The following is a 15,564-nucleotide window of genomic DNA, read 5'->3' on the forward strand; positions in this document are numbered from 1 at the left end:
GTTTAATTGGTTAAGTCGTTTAATCGTTAATTGTTTAACCGATTAAACGAATTAACAGTATATGGTAAACTTAGTTTTGAAGTTCTTTTAAACTTTCTTTTAAGGCTACAATAAACGTATCAATATCTGCTTTTTTGACTGTCAATGGAGGTAAAATTCTCAACAGGTTTTTATTGTTGGCACTTCCTGTAAAAATATGTTTCTCTATAATTAATTTCTTCCTCAAAGCCGCAACATCAAAATCAAATTCAATTCCCAGCATCAGCCCTTTTCCTTTTACCTTTTTGATTCCCGGAACTTGTTTGATCTGTTCTGCGAAATAAGCCGACACTTCATTTACATTTTTCTGTAAATCCAGTTTTTCGATTACATCCAGAACTGCAATTCCTGCGGCACAAGACAAATGGCTTCCGCCGAAAGTGGTTCCTAATAATCCGAAACTTGCTTCGAATTTTGGTGCAATTAAGATGGCTCCAACCGGAAAACCATTCCCCATTCCTTTGGCTACCGAAATAATATCAGCAGTGATTCCGTGATGTTGGAAAGCGAAAAATTTTCCGCTTCTTCCGTATCCTGATTGTACTTCGTCTAAGATCAGAACGACATCATGTTTTTTACATGCTTTTTCTAATGACTGAAAAAATTCAGTTGTACCTTCGTCTAAACCTCCAACGCCCTGAATCCCTTCGATAATTACTGCTGTAACATCTCCTTTAGCCAATTCAGCTTCAACTAATTCGATTTGGTTTAATGGTAAAAAAGTAACAACTTGCTGCGCATTTAATGGTGCAACAATCTTTTTATTATCGGTAACCGCAACGGCTGCAGAAGTTCTTCCGTGGAAAGAATTATCGAAAGCCACAACTCTTGATTTTCCATTGTGGAAAGAGGCTAATTTCAAAGCATTTTCATTGGCTTCAGCTCCGGAACTGCACAAAAATAATTCGTACTCTTCCAATCCGGATAGCTTTCCTAATTTCTGGGCCAATTCTACCTGCAAGGGATTCTGAATGGCATTCGAATAAAATCCCAAATGATCCAGTTGGTTTTTCAATTTGGCTACATAGTCAGGCTGTGTATGTCCGATCGAAATCACACCATGACCGCTGTATAAATCCAAATATTCTGTTCCGTTTTCATCTGTAATCGTGCAGTCTAAGGCTTTTACAGGGGTGATATTATATAGTGGGTATACGTTAAATAAGTTCATTTTTTTGTTTATTTTGTTTCAGGTTTCAGGTTTCAGGTTTCAGGTTGCTCACAGAACGTGAAACCTGAAACTTTAAGCTTGAAACTATTATTAAAATCCGCTTGGTTTCAAATGTAAACCTGTGGTTTCTTCTAATCCGAACATTAAATTCATATTTTGAATGGCTTGTCCCGAGGCACCTTTGGTTAAGTTGTCAATGACAGAAGTAATTAAAACCCGGTTTCCTTTTTTCAATAAGCTAATGATACATTTGTTGGTTTGCACAACTTGTTTCATATTGATATTGGTTGTTGTAACGGTTACAAATGGTTCGTTTTTATAGAACTCTTCGTATTTGGCAACCAATTGTTCAAGGCTATCGTCTGAAAGGGTATATAAGGTGGCGAAAATTCCTCTTGGGAAATCGCCTCGGTTGGGAATGAAAAGCAAATCACTTTCGAAATCATCCTGCAACTGAACTAAACTTTCTGAGATTTCTCCCAAATGTTGGTGTTCAAAAGCTTTATAATGCGACATATTATTATTTCTCCAGCTAAAATGAGAAGTATCGGAAAGTCCTACTCCAGCACCGGTACTTCCGGTTGTTGCATTAATATGAACATCATTGTTTAGCAGATTGTTTTTCGCCAAAGGCAATAATGCCAATTGGATCGCTGTGGCAAAACAACCCGGATTTGCAATATAATTCGCTTTTTTAATGTCTGATTTATTCAATTCCGGCAAGCCGTAGATAAAATCTTTTCCTTCAAAATGAGCATCCTTATTTAATCTGAAATCATTTCCTAAATCAATAATTTTGGTATGACCAGCAAATTGATTTTCCTGTAAAAACGAAATGGATTTTCCGTGGCCAAGACATAAAAAAACGACGTTTACATCCGGATTTATCACATCTGTAAAATTCATTTCGATATCTCCCATCAAATCATGGTGCGCCACAGAAAGTGGTTTTCCCGCATTTGTGGTACTGTAAACAAAATCAATTTTTACATTGGGATGATACATTAATATTCTGATGAGTTCTCCGGCCGTATAGCCCGAACCACCAATGATTCCGACATTAATCATGATCTAAATGATTTACAGATGAAAATATATTTTGGGCATTTCCTAAAATCTTAATAAATCCCTTTGCATCGTCAGACGTCCAGGCATTGTTCATTTCGCCGTACTGACCAAAACCGGTATTCATTAAATCATTATCAGATTCAATTCCGTCAAGCGAAAAATGATAGGGTTTTAGTGAAACAGTTACCACACCATTTACCGTTTTTTGTGTGTCCTGCAGGAAAGTTTCGATGTTTCTCATCACAGGATCTAAAAACTGACCTTCGTGGAATAACATTCCGTACCAGTTCCCCAGCTGCTCTTTCCAGTATTGCTGCCATTTTCCTAAAGTATGTTTCTCTAATAAATGGTGTGCTTTGATGATAATTAAGGGCGCTGCAGCTTCAAAACCAACTCTTCCTTTAATTCCGATAATCGTGTCACCTACGTGAATATCCCTTCCAATAGCAAAAGTATTGGCTAATTTTTCAAGAGCCACAATGTTATTGGATGGTTTATCAAACTGACCGTTTAAACCCACTAATTCTCCTTGTTCAAAATGTAATCTTACTTTTTCTTCTCCTTCTTTTTGCAATTGCGAAGGATAAGCGTCACCAGGTAATGGCTGGCTGGAAGTTAGCGTTTCTTTTCCTCCAACACTGGTTCCCCAAAGTCCTTTATTGATTGAATATTGTGCTTTTTCCCAAGAGTAATGAACGTCGTTTTTAGACAAATAATCCACTTCTTCCTGTCTTGAAAGTTTCAAATCTCTAATTGGTGTAATGATTTCAATTTCAGGAGCAATGGTCTGGAAAATCAAATCAAAACGAATCTGATCATTTCCTGCACCTGTACTTCCGTGTGCGATGGCGCTTGCTCCCACTTTTTTAGCATATTTTATGGCTTCAATAGCCTGAAAAACACGCTCTGCACTTACTGATAACGGATACGTATTGTTTTTTAATACATTTCCGAAAATCAAATATTTTATGGCTTTATCGTAATATTTATCTACAATTGTCAGGTTGGCGTGTTGTGCACTTCCTAATTCGTAGGCTCTTTTTTCAATTGCTTCCAATTCTTCAGCATCAAATCCGCCTGTATCTACAAGTACGGTATGAACTTCGTATCCTTTTTCGTTTTTTAAATATTTCAAACAATACGAGGTATCTAATCCTCCACTATAAGCTAATACAACTTTTTTCATTTTTTATAATTTAGGCTAATACTTTCGTATATAGCAAGTTTGAGATTTCTTTTTTATGGATATTCTTAGGGCAATAAAATAAAAGACAGAATTTTATTTAAGAATAAGGCTTGTTTTATCTTTCTTAACCGGTTCAGAACGGCCTCATTGAAAGGATGTCTTGGCGGATCTTTTTGTTTTTCTTTCGGATCGTACAGCATTCCGGTGCAAAGACACATTTTGTTTTCTTTGCTTTTCAGGATTTCATAATTGGTGCAGGTTTTACAGCCCGACCAAAAACTCGGATCAGTGGTAAGTTCAGAGAAAGGAACCGGTTTATATCCTAAATCAGAGTTGATTTTCATTACTGCCAAACCGGTAGTGATTCCAAATATTTTGGCATCAGGATATCTTTCCAGCGAATAATCAAAAACTTTTGATTTTATCTTTTTGGCTAAACCTAAACTTCTGTAATCCGGATGTACAATTAACCCCGAATGTGCTACAAATTTTCCGTGCTGCCAGCTTTCGATATAACAAAAACCTGCAAATTTTCCATCTGCCAGAGCAATCATCGCATCACCATTCGACATTTTTTTCTGAATGTATTCGGGAGTTCTTTTAGCAATCCCCGTACCTCTTAGCAAGGCCGATGATTCTATTGTATCGCAAATTTCCTGCGCATACTTAAAGTGTTCTTCCTGAGTTACAACAATAGAGATCTTCATTTCAATAGTTGAAGTTAGAGTTAAAAATTAAAACGTATTGTTTCGTCTGAAATCTAAAAATCAATCCAATAAAGTTAAGCAAAACAAAAGTAACATACTCTAAATCAAAAAGTTGATCATGGAAGAGATTAAAACAATATGTGCTTTCAGGATATGTTTGTCCAGTGGACAAATGATGTGATTTCAAAATAGAAAATGAATATAAATAAATACGCGGCGAAAAACTCAGTGAATACTATAGAGATAGCATCCGTACTTCGGGAGAAGTACCAGGTGAGTTTGTCCGTGACAAAGAAGTTGTATGTAAACTTATTTTATTCATCGGGGCAAAAGTACACTATTTTTTTATTCACAAAACAAAAAAATAAAATTCTAACATTTTTTTATGGTAATGTGATTTTTTTTTGAAGGTGTTAAGATGGTAAGGTACTAAGGTGCTGAGTTTATTTGTTGGCCTGAAAGGATTGTGCGGGTCAATACTGCAAACCGAGACTGAGACTGAAGACTGTGACTGAAGACTGTGACTTGAAAACTGAAACAAAAAAACCCGATAGCAACAAAGTCACTACCGGGTTTTAACTATTTGTAATTTACAGCTTAATTCTTAGTAAACGGAATTACCTGACCATTTCCTAAAATAATCATATCGAGACCCGTTTTAGCTTCGTTAAATTTAAATTTCAGACCAGCTCGTTTGGATTGAAAAGTATCTTTTTCGTTTGCAACCGGTTCAACAGAAAACTTAGGGAAATTTGTTATTTCTACATTCAGAACACTGTTTTTCTCTGTGATTTCAATTTTCAAAGGTGCTTTTGCTGTGGAATAAGTTCCAATATATCCGTCCAGAATAATATCTTTTTCCAGCAAACCTTTTCCTGCTGTCCAGACATTGTTACTTTCGTTATAATCCGGGAAAACATGGTCAGGATCCAGCGTTATACTTTCGATTTCTTCGGTAGAATTATGTTTGAATGACCAGTTATTATTACGTTGCCAGATTTCAACCGGTAACTTAACTCTCGTTACTTTTCCGCTTTTTGTTTTCACATCCAAAACAATTGGCATTGGCATTTTGTCAAAATTTTCGACTGTAATTACAGTTCCTTTCGCAGGATCATTTTTTACATATTTAACGGAATTAACACCCTGATCAAAACGCCAGTTGTTTACGAACCAGCTTCTCCAGAACCAGCTTAGATCCTCACCGGCGACATTTTCAATTGTTCTGAAAAAGTCATCAGGAGTCGGATGTTTAAAAGCCCAGCGCTCTACATAAGTACGCAATGCTTTATCGAAACGTTCTTCTCCAAGAACTTGTTCTCTTAAAATCGTTAATCCGGCACTTGGCTTGAAATAACACAAAGTACCAATATTAGCTTCCTTCATATTATCCGGAGAACTCATGATCGTTTCCAGTGTCGGACTCGTTAAGCCTTCTGCATCCTGATGTAAATCGGAAGCTTTTTGCTTGTATTCCCCGTTGTTAAAATCAACAGAACTTACAGAGTTGATAAAGGTATTGAATCCTTCGTCCATCCAGGCAAATAAACGCTCATTTGATCCTACAATCATAGGAAACCAAATATGTCCGAACTCGTGATCTGTAACTCCCCACAAATCATCTCCTTTAGATTTCCATCCGCAGAAAACAATTCCGGGATATTCCATTCCTCCTTCATTTCCTGCTACGTTTGTAGCGGCTGGATAAGGATATTCAAACCATCTTTTAGAATAATGTTCAATTGAAGATTTTACATATTCTGTTGAACGTCCATAAGCATCATTTCCGGCACTTTCTACAGGATAAGCTGATAATGCCAATGATTTTTTACCACTTGGCAAGTTTATTTTCGCTCCGTCTAAAATAAAAGCCGGAGAGGATGCCCAGGAGAAATCACGTGCATTTTTAATTTGATAGTGCCATGTTTTTTCAGCCGTTGCATTTGTATTTGCCGTGGCAGCAACTTCTTCAGCAGAACGGATTATAACTGTTTTATCACTTTGTTCAGCTTCTTTGTAACGTTTCAATTGCTCTGCGGAAAGTACTGCAGCACCATTTAACAACGCTCCGGATGCTACTACATAATGATTGGCAGGTGCTGTAATTTTTACATCAAAATCACCGTACTCCAGATAAAACTCAGAAGCTCCTAAATAAGGTGCGGTATTCCAGCCTCTCACGTCATCATATACACACATACGCGGGTACCATTGTGCAATGGTAAATATTTTACCGTTTTTAGTTTCTAAAACCCCCATTCTGTCTGATCCTTCAAAGGGAGCAATGAATGAATATTCTATTTTAATTTTTATAGCTCCTCCTTTTGAAGCCAGTTCTTTAGGAAGGAAAATTTGCATTCTGGTATCTGTAATGATATATTTTGCAACAGTCTCCGTTTTATCCTTTCCTGTGGAAATTACTTTTACTGATTTAATTTTATTTCCACCGTCAAAAACCTGTCCCTGGGCACCATTACGGCTTCCTGTTAAAGGTACAACAGCGTTTCCTCTTGAATCTTCTTTGAATAAATTCTGGTCTAAATTCAGCCAAAGAAAAGACAGTTTATCAGGACTGTTATTCGTATAAGTAATCTCATCTGTACCTACAAGTTCATTTGTAGTACCGTTTAATTTTACCGTTAATTGATAGTCTGCCCTGTTCTGCCAGTACTCAACGCCCGGCTGACCGCTTGCAGAACGGGTTGGTGTACCATTTTTGGTATAAAAATGCGGAGCGAATGCATCATGGTAATTGTAATTATTAACTGGATTTGCTGCTGTTGTAGCTGGCGTTTGTTGCGCCCAAACAGAAGAAATCCCAACAAATAAAGCCATGGTCAATAAGGCTTTTGAGGAATGCTTTTTCATATTTTTTAGCTGTTTATGTAGCAAATTAATGAAAAAAAAAGCTATATACAGAGAAAAACCAAAGCTTATATTTAATTTTAGCAAAATTTTATCAAAAAAATAATTTCAGCCATTTTCCAAAAAAAATAAATTTTATAAAATATATTTACATTTAATTAAAACTAACTTATTTCAATTTTACTATTTTGAATACAACCATCTCAAATTCAAGTTTAAAAGCTTCGATAAAACAGGCCGGGGCAGAACTATTTTCGATAACAGACCATCAGAATAACGAATATATCTGGGAAGGCAATCCTGCTTTTTGGGCTAAACACTCTCCGGTGCTTTTTCCTATTGTAGGAACCTTAAAAAACAATACCTATACTATTAGTGGCAAAGAATATCAGCTGCCAAGACACGGTTTTGCGCGTGATATGGAATTTGAATTAATAGCTCAAACAGAGAACAGCGCTGTTTTTTCGTTACAATCAAACACCGAAACCCTTCAAAAATATCCTTTTGAATTTGAATTACAACTCATATATACTTTAGAAGAAAAAGAACTGACTATTGGTTATAAAGTAATCAATAAAGGGAATCATCCTCTTCCGTTCTCCATAGGGGCTCATCCTGCAATTGCTTTACCGGGTGCTTTTGAAAAATATTCGTTTAAGTTTGAAAAAGAGGAACTGTTAAAGTATAATCTTCTTGAAAATGATTTAATCTCCGACCGGACTGAGGTACTCGAAAAGACAGCTAATGTCGTTCATTTAAGGTATAAGCTATTCGAAAATGATGCTTTGGTATTTAAAACACTGGCATCTAATTCTATTACTATTCTTGAAAACAATATCCCTTATGTTAAGGTTCATTTTAAAGATTTTCCAAGTTTAGGGATCTGGACCAAAGAACAGGCTCCGTTTGTCTGTATCGAACCCTGGTTTGGCTATTCTGATACAGCCGGAAACTCCGGTGATTTATTCCAAAAAGAAGGAATTGTGGTTTTAGAGGCAAATCAAACATTCGATTCGAAATTCAGTATCCAAATTTTACAATAAAAAACATGTTAGAATTTAATTTTACACCATTTCCAATCATAGAGACGGAACGTTTACTTTTAAAAAGAATTACTAATGATGATGTAGACGAAGTTTTCGAATTACGTTCGAATCCCGAAACAATGAAATATATCCCGAGACCTTTAGTAAAATCTACTGAAGATGCGCTTGAACATATTGCAATGATTGAAGAAAAAATTGTGACGAATGTTGGAATAAACTGGGGAATTACATTAAAAGATAACCCGAAATTGCTTGGAATAATTGGCTTCTACAGAATGCAGCCTGAAAATTACCGCGCTGAAATCGGTTATATGCTATCACCTGAATTTCATGGAAAAGGAATCATTCCCGAAGCTGTAAACAGATTAATCCGTTACGGCTTTGATGATTTAAAGCTACATTCTATTGAAGCTGTTATTGATCCTGAGAATTTTGCTTCAGAAAAGGTTTTGCAAAAATGTGGTTTTGTTAAAGAAGCGCATCTGAAAGAAGCAGAGTTTTACCAAGGCGTATTTCTGGACAAAGTAATTTATTCATTACTAGACAAATAACTTATTGTAAAAAATATCCAGTGAATAAAACCTGTTAAAATTATTTTTTACACAACAGTCTGCTATGGTATTGCGTTATATTTGCACGCGAAATAAGCAATTGAAGCTTATTTTACTCCTGAAAAATCAATTTATGAAAAAAGCCTTAATTCTGTTTGTTCTTTTCTTATCAATTCAGTCGCAAAGTCAGACGTATTTAAAATTTAATGCTGCTACGGCTGTCGTTCTGATACCAAATATAGGTATTGAAACCAGTATTGGCGAAAAGACGACCTTTAGTGTTGATGTTATGGCTTCTTTTTGGGATTCCTTTGACGGGCATAACCCAATGAAATTTTATACCCTGACTCCTGAAGTTCGTTATCATTTTAAAGAAAAATACAATGGATTCTATGTGGGTGGACATATAGGACCGGACATTTATGAACTTCAAAAATGGAATTATTTTGAAACCAATAAATACGAACACGGTTTTGGATACCGAATGGGAGTTACGGTTGGATACAACATCAAACTGAATGATAAATTCCTACTGGATATTTTTGCCGGAGGCGGATGGCATCAGGGATTTTATCACGGATACTACAATGACGGAACTCCTGGCAGATATGAAAAAGCTCAAAACTGGAACAAAAGTGGTGAATGGCTTCCTTACCGCGGAGGCGTGATGCTTTCTTACAAGTTAAATTAATTCCTGAACTTCGGGATTGATTTTATATATAAATCTTCTACTTTTTTTCGTGCCCAATCTGTTTTTCTTAAAAAAGTAAGACTCGATTTGACACTCGGATTTGAAGTAAAACATTTTACAGGAATCAATTCTGCCAGAGTATCAAAACCATAGTGATCTGCTAATTTTTCGACTATAGTTTTTAGTGTAATTCCATGCAAAGGATCTTTAGAATGATTTTCCATCTTATATTTTTAAATAATACTAAAAAGACCGTACTCTAAAAAAGCACGGTCTTTCTTTTTTTACAAAATTAGCAAATTGGAACCAATATCATCCCTTAACAATTAGAATATAAATTTAAATCCAAAAGAAAGTGGCGATGTAAGGTTAGGGCTGCTTCCGCCCAAAGCGCTATTATAAAACGGATCAACACTGGCAACGTGCGCTAATCCAAAATTGGTTACTGTGGTTTTCTCTCCTGTTTTTGGATCCAGGGTTGTTGAAGTGAAATTAGCCAGGTCATAAGAGAATTCCACAGAGAAATTTTTAGTTACGAAATAATCGAATCCTCCGGATAATGCTAACCCGAATTGTGTAACCTTTAAGTCGCTTTGTTTTTCTTTTCCTGTGATAACCGGTGCTGCCAGCTGACCGAAGAAATACAGTGAACCTGCAACATTCCAATATTTTCTTGCCAATGGTTCAATAACTATCAAATCAGTTTTTGCAGCAGTTCCTTTGTCCGAATCTGCTTTTATGTTAATATAACCGAAACCAGCTCCTACAGCAACAGAAGGGGTAACAAATGTCCCCACAATTGGCAGTACCGATAAATTGGTATTTTTTACATCTGCTGTTTTTGTTTGCTGGTAACCAAATTGAGAGGTGGCAAACCACGCTCCTTTTAATCCCTGATTTACTTCCTGTGCTTTTGCTGTCAAACCAATTAACGCGATACTAATCAGTGCTACAATTTTTTTCATGATAAAGTTTATTTTAAATTACAGAACAAACTTAATCGTAAGGTTTTTCTCGGAAACTGATTAAAGTCATAGATTAAAAAAAATTTAATTATCTTTAATTTCCTCAAAGTTTTTCATTTTTATTTTACCTTTGCATCTATGTTAAAATCAGTCAATATACTTAATAAAAGGGCGCGTTTCGATTACGAGATAATCGATACCTATACTGCCGGAATTGTTTTATCCGGAACCGAAATCAAATCTATCCGTCTGGGAAAAGCAAATATTACCGAAAGTTTTTGTGAATTCAGTGGCATAGAACTTTTTGCTATCAATACCTACATAGAAGAATATACGTTTGGAAATCAGTTCAACCATAAATCCAGAAGCGAGAGAAAATTACTTTTAAACAAAAAAGAATTAAAAACACTTCATAAAAATGTTCAGGCAAAAGGATTGACGATTGTTCCTTTGAAATTATTCACTAACGAAAAAGGACTGGCCAAACTGCAAATCGGCCTTTGCAAAGGGAAGAAAAACTACGACAAACGCGAATCCCTTAAAGAACAGGATACTAAACGTGACCTGGACCGAATTAAGAAAGCTTATAATTAAGACATTATCTTTCTTTCTAAACTAAAATTAATTAGTTTAAAAAAAATAATGTCTTTTTGATGTTATTTTTTTTTATCGAATAAAAATGACTAAATTTGTCAAGACAATTACAAACATGATAAAAGATGAAAACACTTCTTAAAAATGCAAGAGAGCAAAAAGGCTTAAAAACTCGTGAAGTGGCACAAATTCTTGGCATTGATCAGGCTTTAATAAGCAAATTTGAATCAGGGACAAGAAAACCAACAAAAGATCAGATTTCAAAATTATCCAAATTATTAGAAATCGATTATGAAACTTTGATGATCGCCTGGCTGAAGGAAAAGATTCTTTATGAAATTGGCGATGATGAGTTTGCCTTAAAAGCTTTAATGGTAGCCGAGCAGGAAATTAAATACAATAGAACGGTTTCAAAATTAAAAATCTCTGCCACTTTGGAAAATCTTTTAAAAGAGATAGATCTTTTAAAAGCAAAACTAGATAATTATCGTCAATTTGACAGTTACAGAATTACTCAGGCTCTTGAATTAGAGTATACATTTGAAAGCAATCGAATTGAAGGAAATACGATGACTTTGCGTGAAACTGATATGGTCATCAACGAAGGTTTAACTATTTCCGGCAAAAGCATGCGGGAACACCTGGAAGCGATTAATCATCAGGAAGCCATTGGGTTTATTAAGGATTTGATGCAGAGAAACGTTACCTTAAACGAACGTGATCTTTTGTCCATTCATAATTTAATTCTTCGTGGTATCATCCCGGAAGACGCTGGTCGTTACAGAAAGGTTCAGGTTATGATAAAAGGGAGCTCCCATATGCCGCCGCAACCCTATATGGTCAGCAAAGCAATGGAAGATTATTTTATTTGGTATGAAATCAATAAAAACAAATTGCATCCTGTTATTCTGGCAGCTGAAATGCATGAACGTCTTGTTACTATTCATCCTTTCATCGATGGAAATGGGCGGACTTCCCGTTTGGTTATGAATTTAATTTTATTGCAAAAAGGTTATATCATTGCCAATATAAAAGGCGATTATGATAGCCGAATGCAATATTATCAAAGTTTAGAAACGGCTCAAACCAAAAACAATAAAGAAGATTTTTTACTTTTTATTGCTCAGATAGAAAAAGAAAACTTAGAGAGATATATTGGTATCATTGCTCAATAAAACAAAAAAACACTAATTTACATCATGTAGATTAGTGTTTTTTTTTTGTTTATAGAATCTAATTTTTATCTTCGAGTAAAGGAACAAACCGAAATTCTCCAAACTCATGTTTTTCAAACTGAGTTTCATTTTTGCGTATTAGCAAAGTCATAATCTGAACGTCCTCCCCTAGCGGAATCACAAGTCTTCCTCCTATTTTCAACTGTGCCATAAGGGGCTGCGGGATAAAAGGAGCCCCTGCCGTAACAATAATACTGTCAAAAGGAGCATGATTCGGTAATCCTTTATATCCATCTCCAAAAGAAAGATGTTTTGGACGAATGTTTAATTTCGGGAATAAATTTGAAGTCGCTTTAAACAATTCATTCTGCCTTTCAACACTGTAAACTTTGGCTCCAAGCATAAACAAAACTGCCGTCTGATACCCGGAACCGGTGCCAATTTCAAGAATTTTATGGTCTTTTTTAACTTCTAACAACTGTGATTGAAAAGCTACCGTATAAGGTTGCGAAATAGTTTGTCCGGCCCCGATAGGAAATGCCTTATCCTGATAAGCATAGTCTTCAAAACTGGAGTTAAGAAAAAGGTGTCTCGGGATTTTTTTTATCGCATCCAGAACGGCTCTGTCAGTAATTCCTTTTTGTTCTAAAGTGCTTACTAATTGATTACGAAGTCCTTGATGTTTGGCAGTATCTTTCAAAATTGATTTATTTTATTTTGGTAAAATTAATAAACTTAATAGTAAATCAAATATTGATTTTTAATTATTAAATCGCTAAATCTTTAATGCATTAACTTTTACTTTCAACAAATAAATTATATTTTTGTTTAAAATACATTATCATGTTAAAAGTGGGAGTTTTAGGTGCTGGTCATCTTGGTAAAATACATTTACGTTTATTACAACAATCTGACAAATATGAATTAGTTGGATTTTACGACGAAAATCAGGAAAATGCCGAAAGAATTTCAAAAGAATTTGGCTATAAAAACTTCAGCACTATCGCAAAATTAATTCACGCTGTTGATGTAATCGATATTGTAACGCCTACGCTTTCACATTATAAATGTGCAAAGGTGGCGATCAAATCCGGAAAACATATTTTTATAGAAAAACCTATTGCCAATACGGTTGATGAAGCCGAAGAAATTATTGCTTTAGCCAAAGAATACAATGTAAAAGGCCAGGTAGGTCATGTCGAGCGTTTTAATCCCGCTTTTATTGCGACCAAAAATATGATCGAAAACCCGATGTTTATAGAAACACATCGTCTGGCTGAATTTAATCCGCGTGGTACTGATGTTCCTGTAGTTTTAGATTTGATGATTCACGATATCGACGCGATCTTAAGTGTTGTAAATTCAAAAGTCAAAAACATTAATGCGAGCGGTGTTTCTGTAATTAGTGAAACCCCGGATATTGCGAATGCCAGAATTGAATTCGAAAATGGATGCGTAGCCAATTTGACGGCAAGCAGAATTTCGATGAAAAACATGCGTAAAACCCGGTTCTTCCAAAGAGATGCCTACATTTCCGTTGATTTCTTAGAGAAAAAATGTGAAGTAGTCCGCATGAAAGATGCTCCTGAAGTTCCGGGAGATTTTGATATGATCCTGCAAAATGCCGAAGGCGTTAAAAAACAAATCTATTTCACCAATCCTGATGTAGAACAAAACAATGCTATTTTAGATGAATTGGAATCATTTGCACACGCAATTAGTACTGATACTACACCAGTTGTAACACTGGAACAGGCTACTGACGCTTTACGTGTAGCTTATCAGATTATTGATTGTTTCGAAAAATAACACAAAATATAACTCTTATTTTTTAAGGTTTAAAGTTGGCCCAAAACCCGCTTTAAACCTTAACTTTTAAAATTTAAATACCAAAATTAAATGAAAACTATAGCTGTAATCGGTGCAGGAACCATGGGGAACGGAATTGCCCATACTTTTGCACAAAGTGGTTTTGTTGTAAAACTTATTGACGTTTCAGAAAAATCATTAGACAAAGGAATGGCAACTATTGCTGCCAATCTGGATCGAATGCTGGCAAAAGGAACTATTTCGGCCGAAGAGGTTGCCAAAACAATCACCAATATTATTACTTATACTGATATAAAAGACGGTGTAGTTGGCGCCGATTTGGTAGTGGAAGCGGCCACTGAAAATGTGGAATTAAAACTGAATATCTTCAAACAATTAAATGAAGCCTGCTCACACAATACTATTTTAGCAACGAATACTTCTTCTATTTCCATTACACAAATCGGAGCTGTAGTGGCACATCCTGAAAGAGTTATCGGAATGCATTTTATGAATCCGGTGCCGATTATGAAATTGGTAGAAATTATTCGTGGTTACAATACCAGCGATGAAGTAACAAAAATCATCATGGATTTATCTGAAAAATTAGGTAAAACTCCAGTTGAAGTAAACGATTATCCGGGTTTTGTGGCAAACAGAATTCTGATGCCTATGCTAAACGAGGCCATTGAAACGTTATATAATAAAGTAGCGGGTGTTTACGAAATTGACACGGTAATGAAATTAGGGATGGGACACCCAATGGGACCGCTTCAGTTAGCTGATTTTATTGGACTTGATGTTTGCCTGGCAATTTTGAATGTCATGTACGAAGGTTTCAAAAATCCTAAATATGCGCCTTGCCCTTTATTGGTAAATATGGTACGTGCAGGAAAACTGGGTGTGAAATCCGGAGAAGGTTTTTATGATTACAGCGAAAGTAAAAAAGCAGAGAAAATTTCTAAGCAATTTATCCTTTCATAAAAGAAAACAACATGTCAATCGCCTCAAATTTAGATTCTATAAAAGCTTCTTTGCCGGAAAACGTAACTTTGGTTGCCGTTTCCAAAACAAAACCTGTAGCCGATTTAATGGAAGCTTACGAAACCGGTCAGCGTATTTTTGGAGAAAACAAAATCCAGGAAATGGCTGATAAGTGGGAACAAATGCCAAAAGATATTCAATGGCACATGATTGGTCATGTGCAAACAAATAAAGTCAAATTTATGGCTCCGTTTGTAAGTTTGATTCACGGTATTGACAGTCTGAAATTATTGCAGGAAATAAACAGACAGGCATTAAAAAACAACAGAATAATAGACTGCCTGCTTCAAATACATATTGCTGAAGAAGAAACTAAATTTGGTCTTGATGAAAATGAATTGAATTTACTTTTATCTTCACCAGAATTCAAAGAGATGAAAAATATTCGTATCTTAGGATTAATGGGAATGGCAACATTTACAGAAGACCAAAACCAGATTAAAAAAGAATTTATACATTTAAAGTCTATTTTTGATTCATTAAAAAATCGTGACGAATATGGTAAAGGCGCACTGCAATACGTCTCTACTATTTCCATGGGAATGTCCGGAGATTATCAACTCGCAATAGAATGCGGAAGCACCATGGTTCGAATTGGAAGCAGCATTTTTGGAGGGAGATAATTTTCAAAACCACATATCGTAAGACACACT

The 15,564-nt window shown here is 35.5% G+C and carries 16 protein-coding genes; 8 read left to right on the forward strand and 8 right to left on the reverse strand.

The genetic code is table 11. The annotated features are described in order from the left end of the window. Nucleotides 1-70: 70 nt before the first annotated feature. From D0817_RS05865 to D0817_RS05885, 5 genes are all read right to left on the reverse strand, one after another. Nucleotides 71-1,210, reverse strand: coding sequence for an aspartate aminotransferase family protein (locus D0817_RS05865; RefSeq protein WP_127337473.1), 1,140 nt, complete (start codon nucleotides 1,208-1,210; stop codon nucleotides 71-73). Between the two features lie 90 nt (nucleotides 1,211-1,300). Beyond that, a complete protein-coding gene (gene argC / locus D0817_RS05870; protein ID WP_127337474.1) occupies nucleotides 1,301-2,278 on the reverse strand; it encodes an N-acetyl-gamma-glutamyl-phosphate reductase in 978 nt (325 codons plus the stop codon). After that, nucleotides 2,271-3,464, reverse strand: a complete 1,194-nt coding sequence (locus tag D0817_RS05875) for an argininosuccinate synthase (RefSeq protein WP_127337475.1) — start codon at nucleotides 3,462-3,464, stop codon at nucleotides 2,271-2,273. Before D0817_RS05875 ends, argC begins: the two co-directional genes overlap by 8 nt. 65 nt (nucleotides 3,465-3,529) lie before the next feature. Further along, complete coding sequence (locus D0817_RS05880) at nucleotides 3,530-4,171, reverse strand: GNAT family N-acetyltransferase (RefSeq protein ID WP_127337476.1); 642 nt, start codon at nucleotides 4,169-4,171, stop codon at nucleotides 3,530-3,532. A 597-nt stretch (nucleotides 4,172-4,768) separates the two neighbouring features. After that, complete coding sequence (locus tag D0817_RS05885) at nucleotides 4,769-7,039, reverse strand: M1 family metallopeptidase (protein ID WP_127337477.1); 2,271 nt, start codon at nucleotides 7,037-7,039, stop codon at nucleotides 4,769-4,771. 185 nt (nucleotides 7,040-7,224) lie between these two features. Here D0817_RS05885 and D0817_RS05890 point away from each other — a divergent pair, with 185 nt between their 5' ends. The 3 genes from D0817_RS05890 (at nucleotide 7,225) to D0817_RS05900 (ending at nucleotide 9,324) form a co-directional block, all read left to right on the forward strand. Beyond that, complete coding sequence (locus D0817_RS05890; RefSeq protein ID WP_127337478.1) at nucleotides 7,225-8,079, forward strand: aldose 1-epimerase family protein; 855 nt, start codon at nucleotides 7,225-7,227, stop codon at nucleotides 8,077-8,079. A 5-nt stretch (nucleotides 8,080-8,084) separates the two neighbouring features. Continuing rightward, entirely contained in the window at nucleotides 8,085-8,633 is a 549-nt protein-coding gene (locus tag D0817_RS05895; protein WP_127337479.1) for a GNAT family N-acetyltransferase, read from the forward strand. A 133-nt stretch (nucleotides 8,634-8,766) separates the two neighbouring features. Continuing rightward, nucleotides 8,767-9,324 (forward strand): DUF3575 domain-containing protein, encoded by a 558-nt coding sequence (locus D0817_RS05900; RefSeq protein ID WP_127337480.1) that lies wholly within the window; start codon nucleotides 8,767-8,769, stop codon nucleotides 9,322-9,324. Here D0817_RS05900 and D0817_RS05905 read toward each other — a convergent pair. Together D0817_RS05905 and D0817_RS05910 are read right to left on the reverse strand one after the other, a co-directional pair. Next, complete coding sequence (locus D0817_RS05905; protein WP_127337481.1) at nucleotides 9,321-9,548, reverse strand: VF530 family protein; 228 nt, start codon at nucleotides 9,546-9,548, stop codon at nucleotides 9,321-9,323. The genes D0817_RS05900 and D0817_RS05905 overlap by 4 nt on opposite strands. A gap of 102 nt (nucleotides 9,549-9,650) precedes the next feature. Beyond that, nucleotides 9,651-10,289, reverse strand: a complete 639-nt coding sequence (locus D0817_RS05910) for a putative outer membrane beta-barrel protein (RefSeq protein ID WP_127337482.1) — start codon at nucleotides 10,287-10,289, stop codon at nucleotides 9,651-9,653. Between the two features lie 138 nt (nucleotides 10,290-10,427). Here D0817_RS05910 and smpB point away from each other — a divergent pair, with 138 nt between their 5' ends. Both smpB and D0817_RS05920 read left to right on the forward strand, forming a co-directional pair. Continuing rightward, nucleotides 10,428-10,883: an SsrA-binding protein SmpB gene (smpB, locus tag D0817_RS05915; RefSeq protein ID WP_047776350.1), complete on the forward strand. Its 456-nt coding sequence runs from the start codon at nucleotides 10,428-10,430 to the stop codon at nucleotides 10,881-10,883. Nucleotides 10,884-11,008: 125 nt separating this feature from the next. Then, nucleotides 11,009-12,058 (forward strand): Fic family protein, encoded by a 1,050-nt coding sequence (locus tag D0817_RS05920; protein WP_127337483.1) that lies wholly within the window; start codon nucleotides 11,009-11,011, stop codon nucleotides 12,056-12,058. Between the two features lie 58 nt (nucleotides 12,059-12,116). Here D0817_RS05920 and D0817_RS05925 read toward each other — a convergent pair whose 3' ends face one another. Then, nucleotides 12,117-12,758, reverse strand: coding sequence for a protein-L-isoaspartate(D-aspartate) O-methyltransferase (locus D0817_RS05925; RefSeq protein ID WP_127337484.1), 642 nt, complete (start codon nucleotides 12,756-12,758; stop codon nucleotides 12,117-12,119). Nucleotides 12,759-12,901: 143 nt separating this feature from the next. On the opposite strand from D0817_RS05925, the gene D0817_RS05930 reads away from it, so the two are divergent. From D0817_RS05930 to D0817_RS05940, 3 genes are all read left to right on the forward strand, one after another. Then, on the forward strand, nucleotides 12,902-13,867 hold the full coding sequence (locus D0817_RS05930) for a Gfo/Idh/MocA family protein (RefSeq protein ID WP_127337485.1): 966 nt from the start codon (nucleotides 12,902-12,904) through the stop codon (nucleotides 13,865-13,867). A gap of 90 nt (nucleotides 13,868-13,957) precedes the next feature. Beyond that, nucleotides 13,958-14,851 carry a 3-hydroxyacyl-CoA dehydrogenase family protein gene (locus D0817_RS05935; protein ID WP_127337486.1) on the forward strand — a complete coding sequence of 298 codons (894 nt, stop codon included), beginning with the start codon at nucleotides 13,958-13,960 and terminating at the stop codon, nucleotides 14,849-14,851. Between the two features lie 11 nt (nucleotides 14,852-14,862). Then, a complete protein-coding gene (locus D0817_RS05940) occupies nucleotides 14,863-15,534 on the forward strand; it encodes a YggS family pyridoxal phosphate-dependent enzyme (RefSeq protein WP_127337487.1) in 672 nt (223 codons plus the stop codon). Nucleotides 15,535-15,564: the final 30 nt, after the last annotated feature.

The organism is Flavobacterium cupreum, from assembly GCF_003996965.1.
Lineage (GTDB): Bacteria > Bacteroidota > Bacteroidia > Flavobacteriales > Flavobacteriaceae > Flavobacterium > Flavobacterium cupreum.

Excerpts from the sequence above, each read along its gene's own strand:
- D0817_RS05865 (WP_127337473.1), bottom strand. The coding sequence starts at position 1,210 with ATGAACTTATTTAACGTATACCCACTATATAATATCACCCCTGTAAAA.
- argC (WP_127337474.1), bottom strand. The coding sequence starts at position 2,278 with ATGATTAATGTCGGAATCATTGGTGGTTCGGGCTATACGGCCGGAGAA.
- D0817_RS05875 (WP_127337475.1), bottom strand. The coding sequence starts at position 3,464 with ATGAAAAAAGTTGTATTAGCTTATAGTGGAGGATTAGATACCTCGTAT.
- D0817_RS05880 (WP_127337476.1), bottom strand. The coding sequence starts at position 4,171 with ATGAAGATCTCTATTGTTGTAACTCAGGAAGAACACTTTAAGTATGCG.
- D0817_RS05885 (WP_127337477.1), bottom strand. The coding sequence starts at position 7,039 with ATGAAAAAGCATTCCTCAAAAGCCTTATTGACCATGGCTTTATTTGTT.
- D0817_RS05895 (WP_127337479.1), top strand. The coding sequence starts at position 8,085 with ATGTTAGAATTTAATTTTACACCATTTCCAATCATAGAGACGGAACGT.
- D0817_RS05900 (WP_127337480.1), top strand. The coding sequence starts at position 8,767 with ATGAAAAAAGCCTTAATTCTGTTTGTTCTTTTCTTATCAATTCAGTCG.
- D0817_RS05905 (WP_127337481.1), bottom strand. The coding sequence starts at position 9,548 with ATGGAAAATCATTCTAAAGATCCTTTGCATGGAATTACACTAAAAACT.
- D0817_RS05910 (WP_127337482.1), bottom strand. The coding sequence starts at position 10,289 with ATGAAAAAAATTGTAGCACTGATTAGTATCGCGTTAATTGGTTTGACA.
- smpB (WP_047776350.1), top strand. The coding sequence starts at position 10,428 with ATGTTAAAATCAGTCAATATACTTAATAAAAGGGCGCGTTTCGATTAC.
- D0817_RS05920 (WP_127337483.1), top strand. The coding sequence starts at position 11,009 with ATGAAAACACTTCTTAAAAATGCAAGAGAGCAAAAAGGCTTAAAAACT.
- D0817_RS05930 (WP_127337485.1), top strand. The coding sequence starts at position 12,902 with ATGTTAAAAGTGGGAGTTTTAGGTGCTGGTCATCTTGGTAAAATACAT.
- D0817_RS05935 (WP_127337486.1), top strand. The coding sequence starts at position 13,958 with ATGAAAACTATAGCTGTAATCGGTGCAGGAACCATGGGGAACGGAATT.
- D0817_RS05940 (WP_127337487.1), top strand. The coding sequence starts at position 14,863 with ATGTCAATCGCCTCAAATTTAGATTCTATAAAAGCTTCTTTGCCGGAA.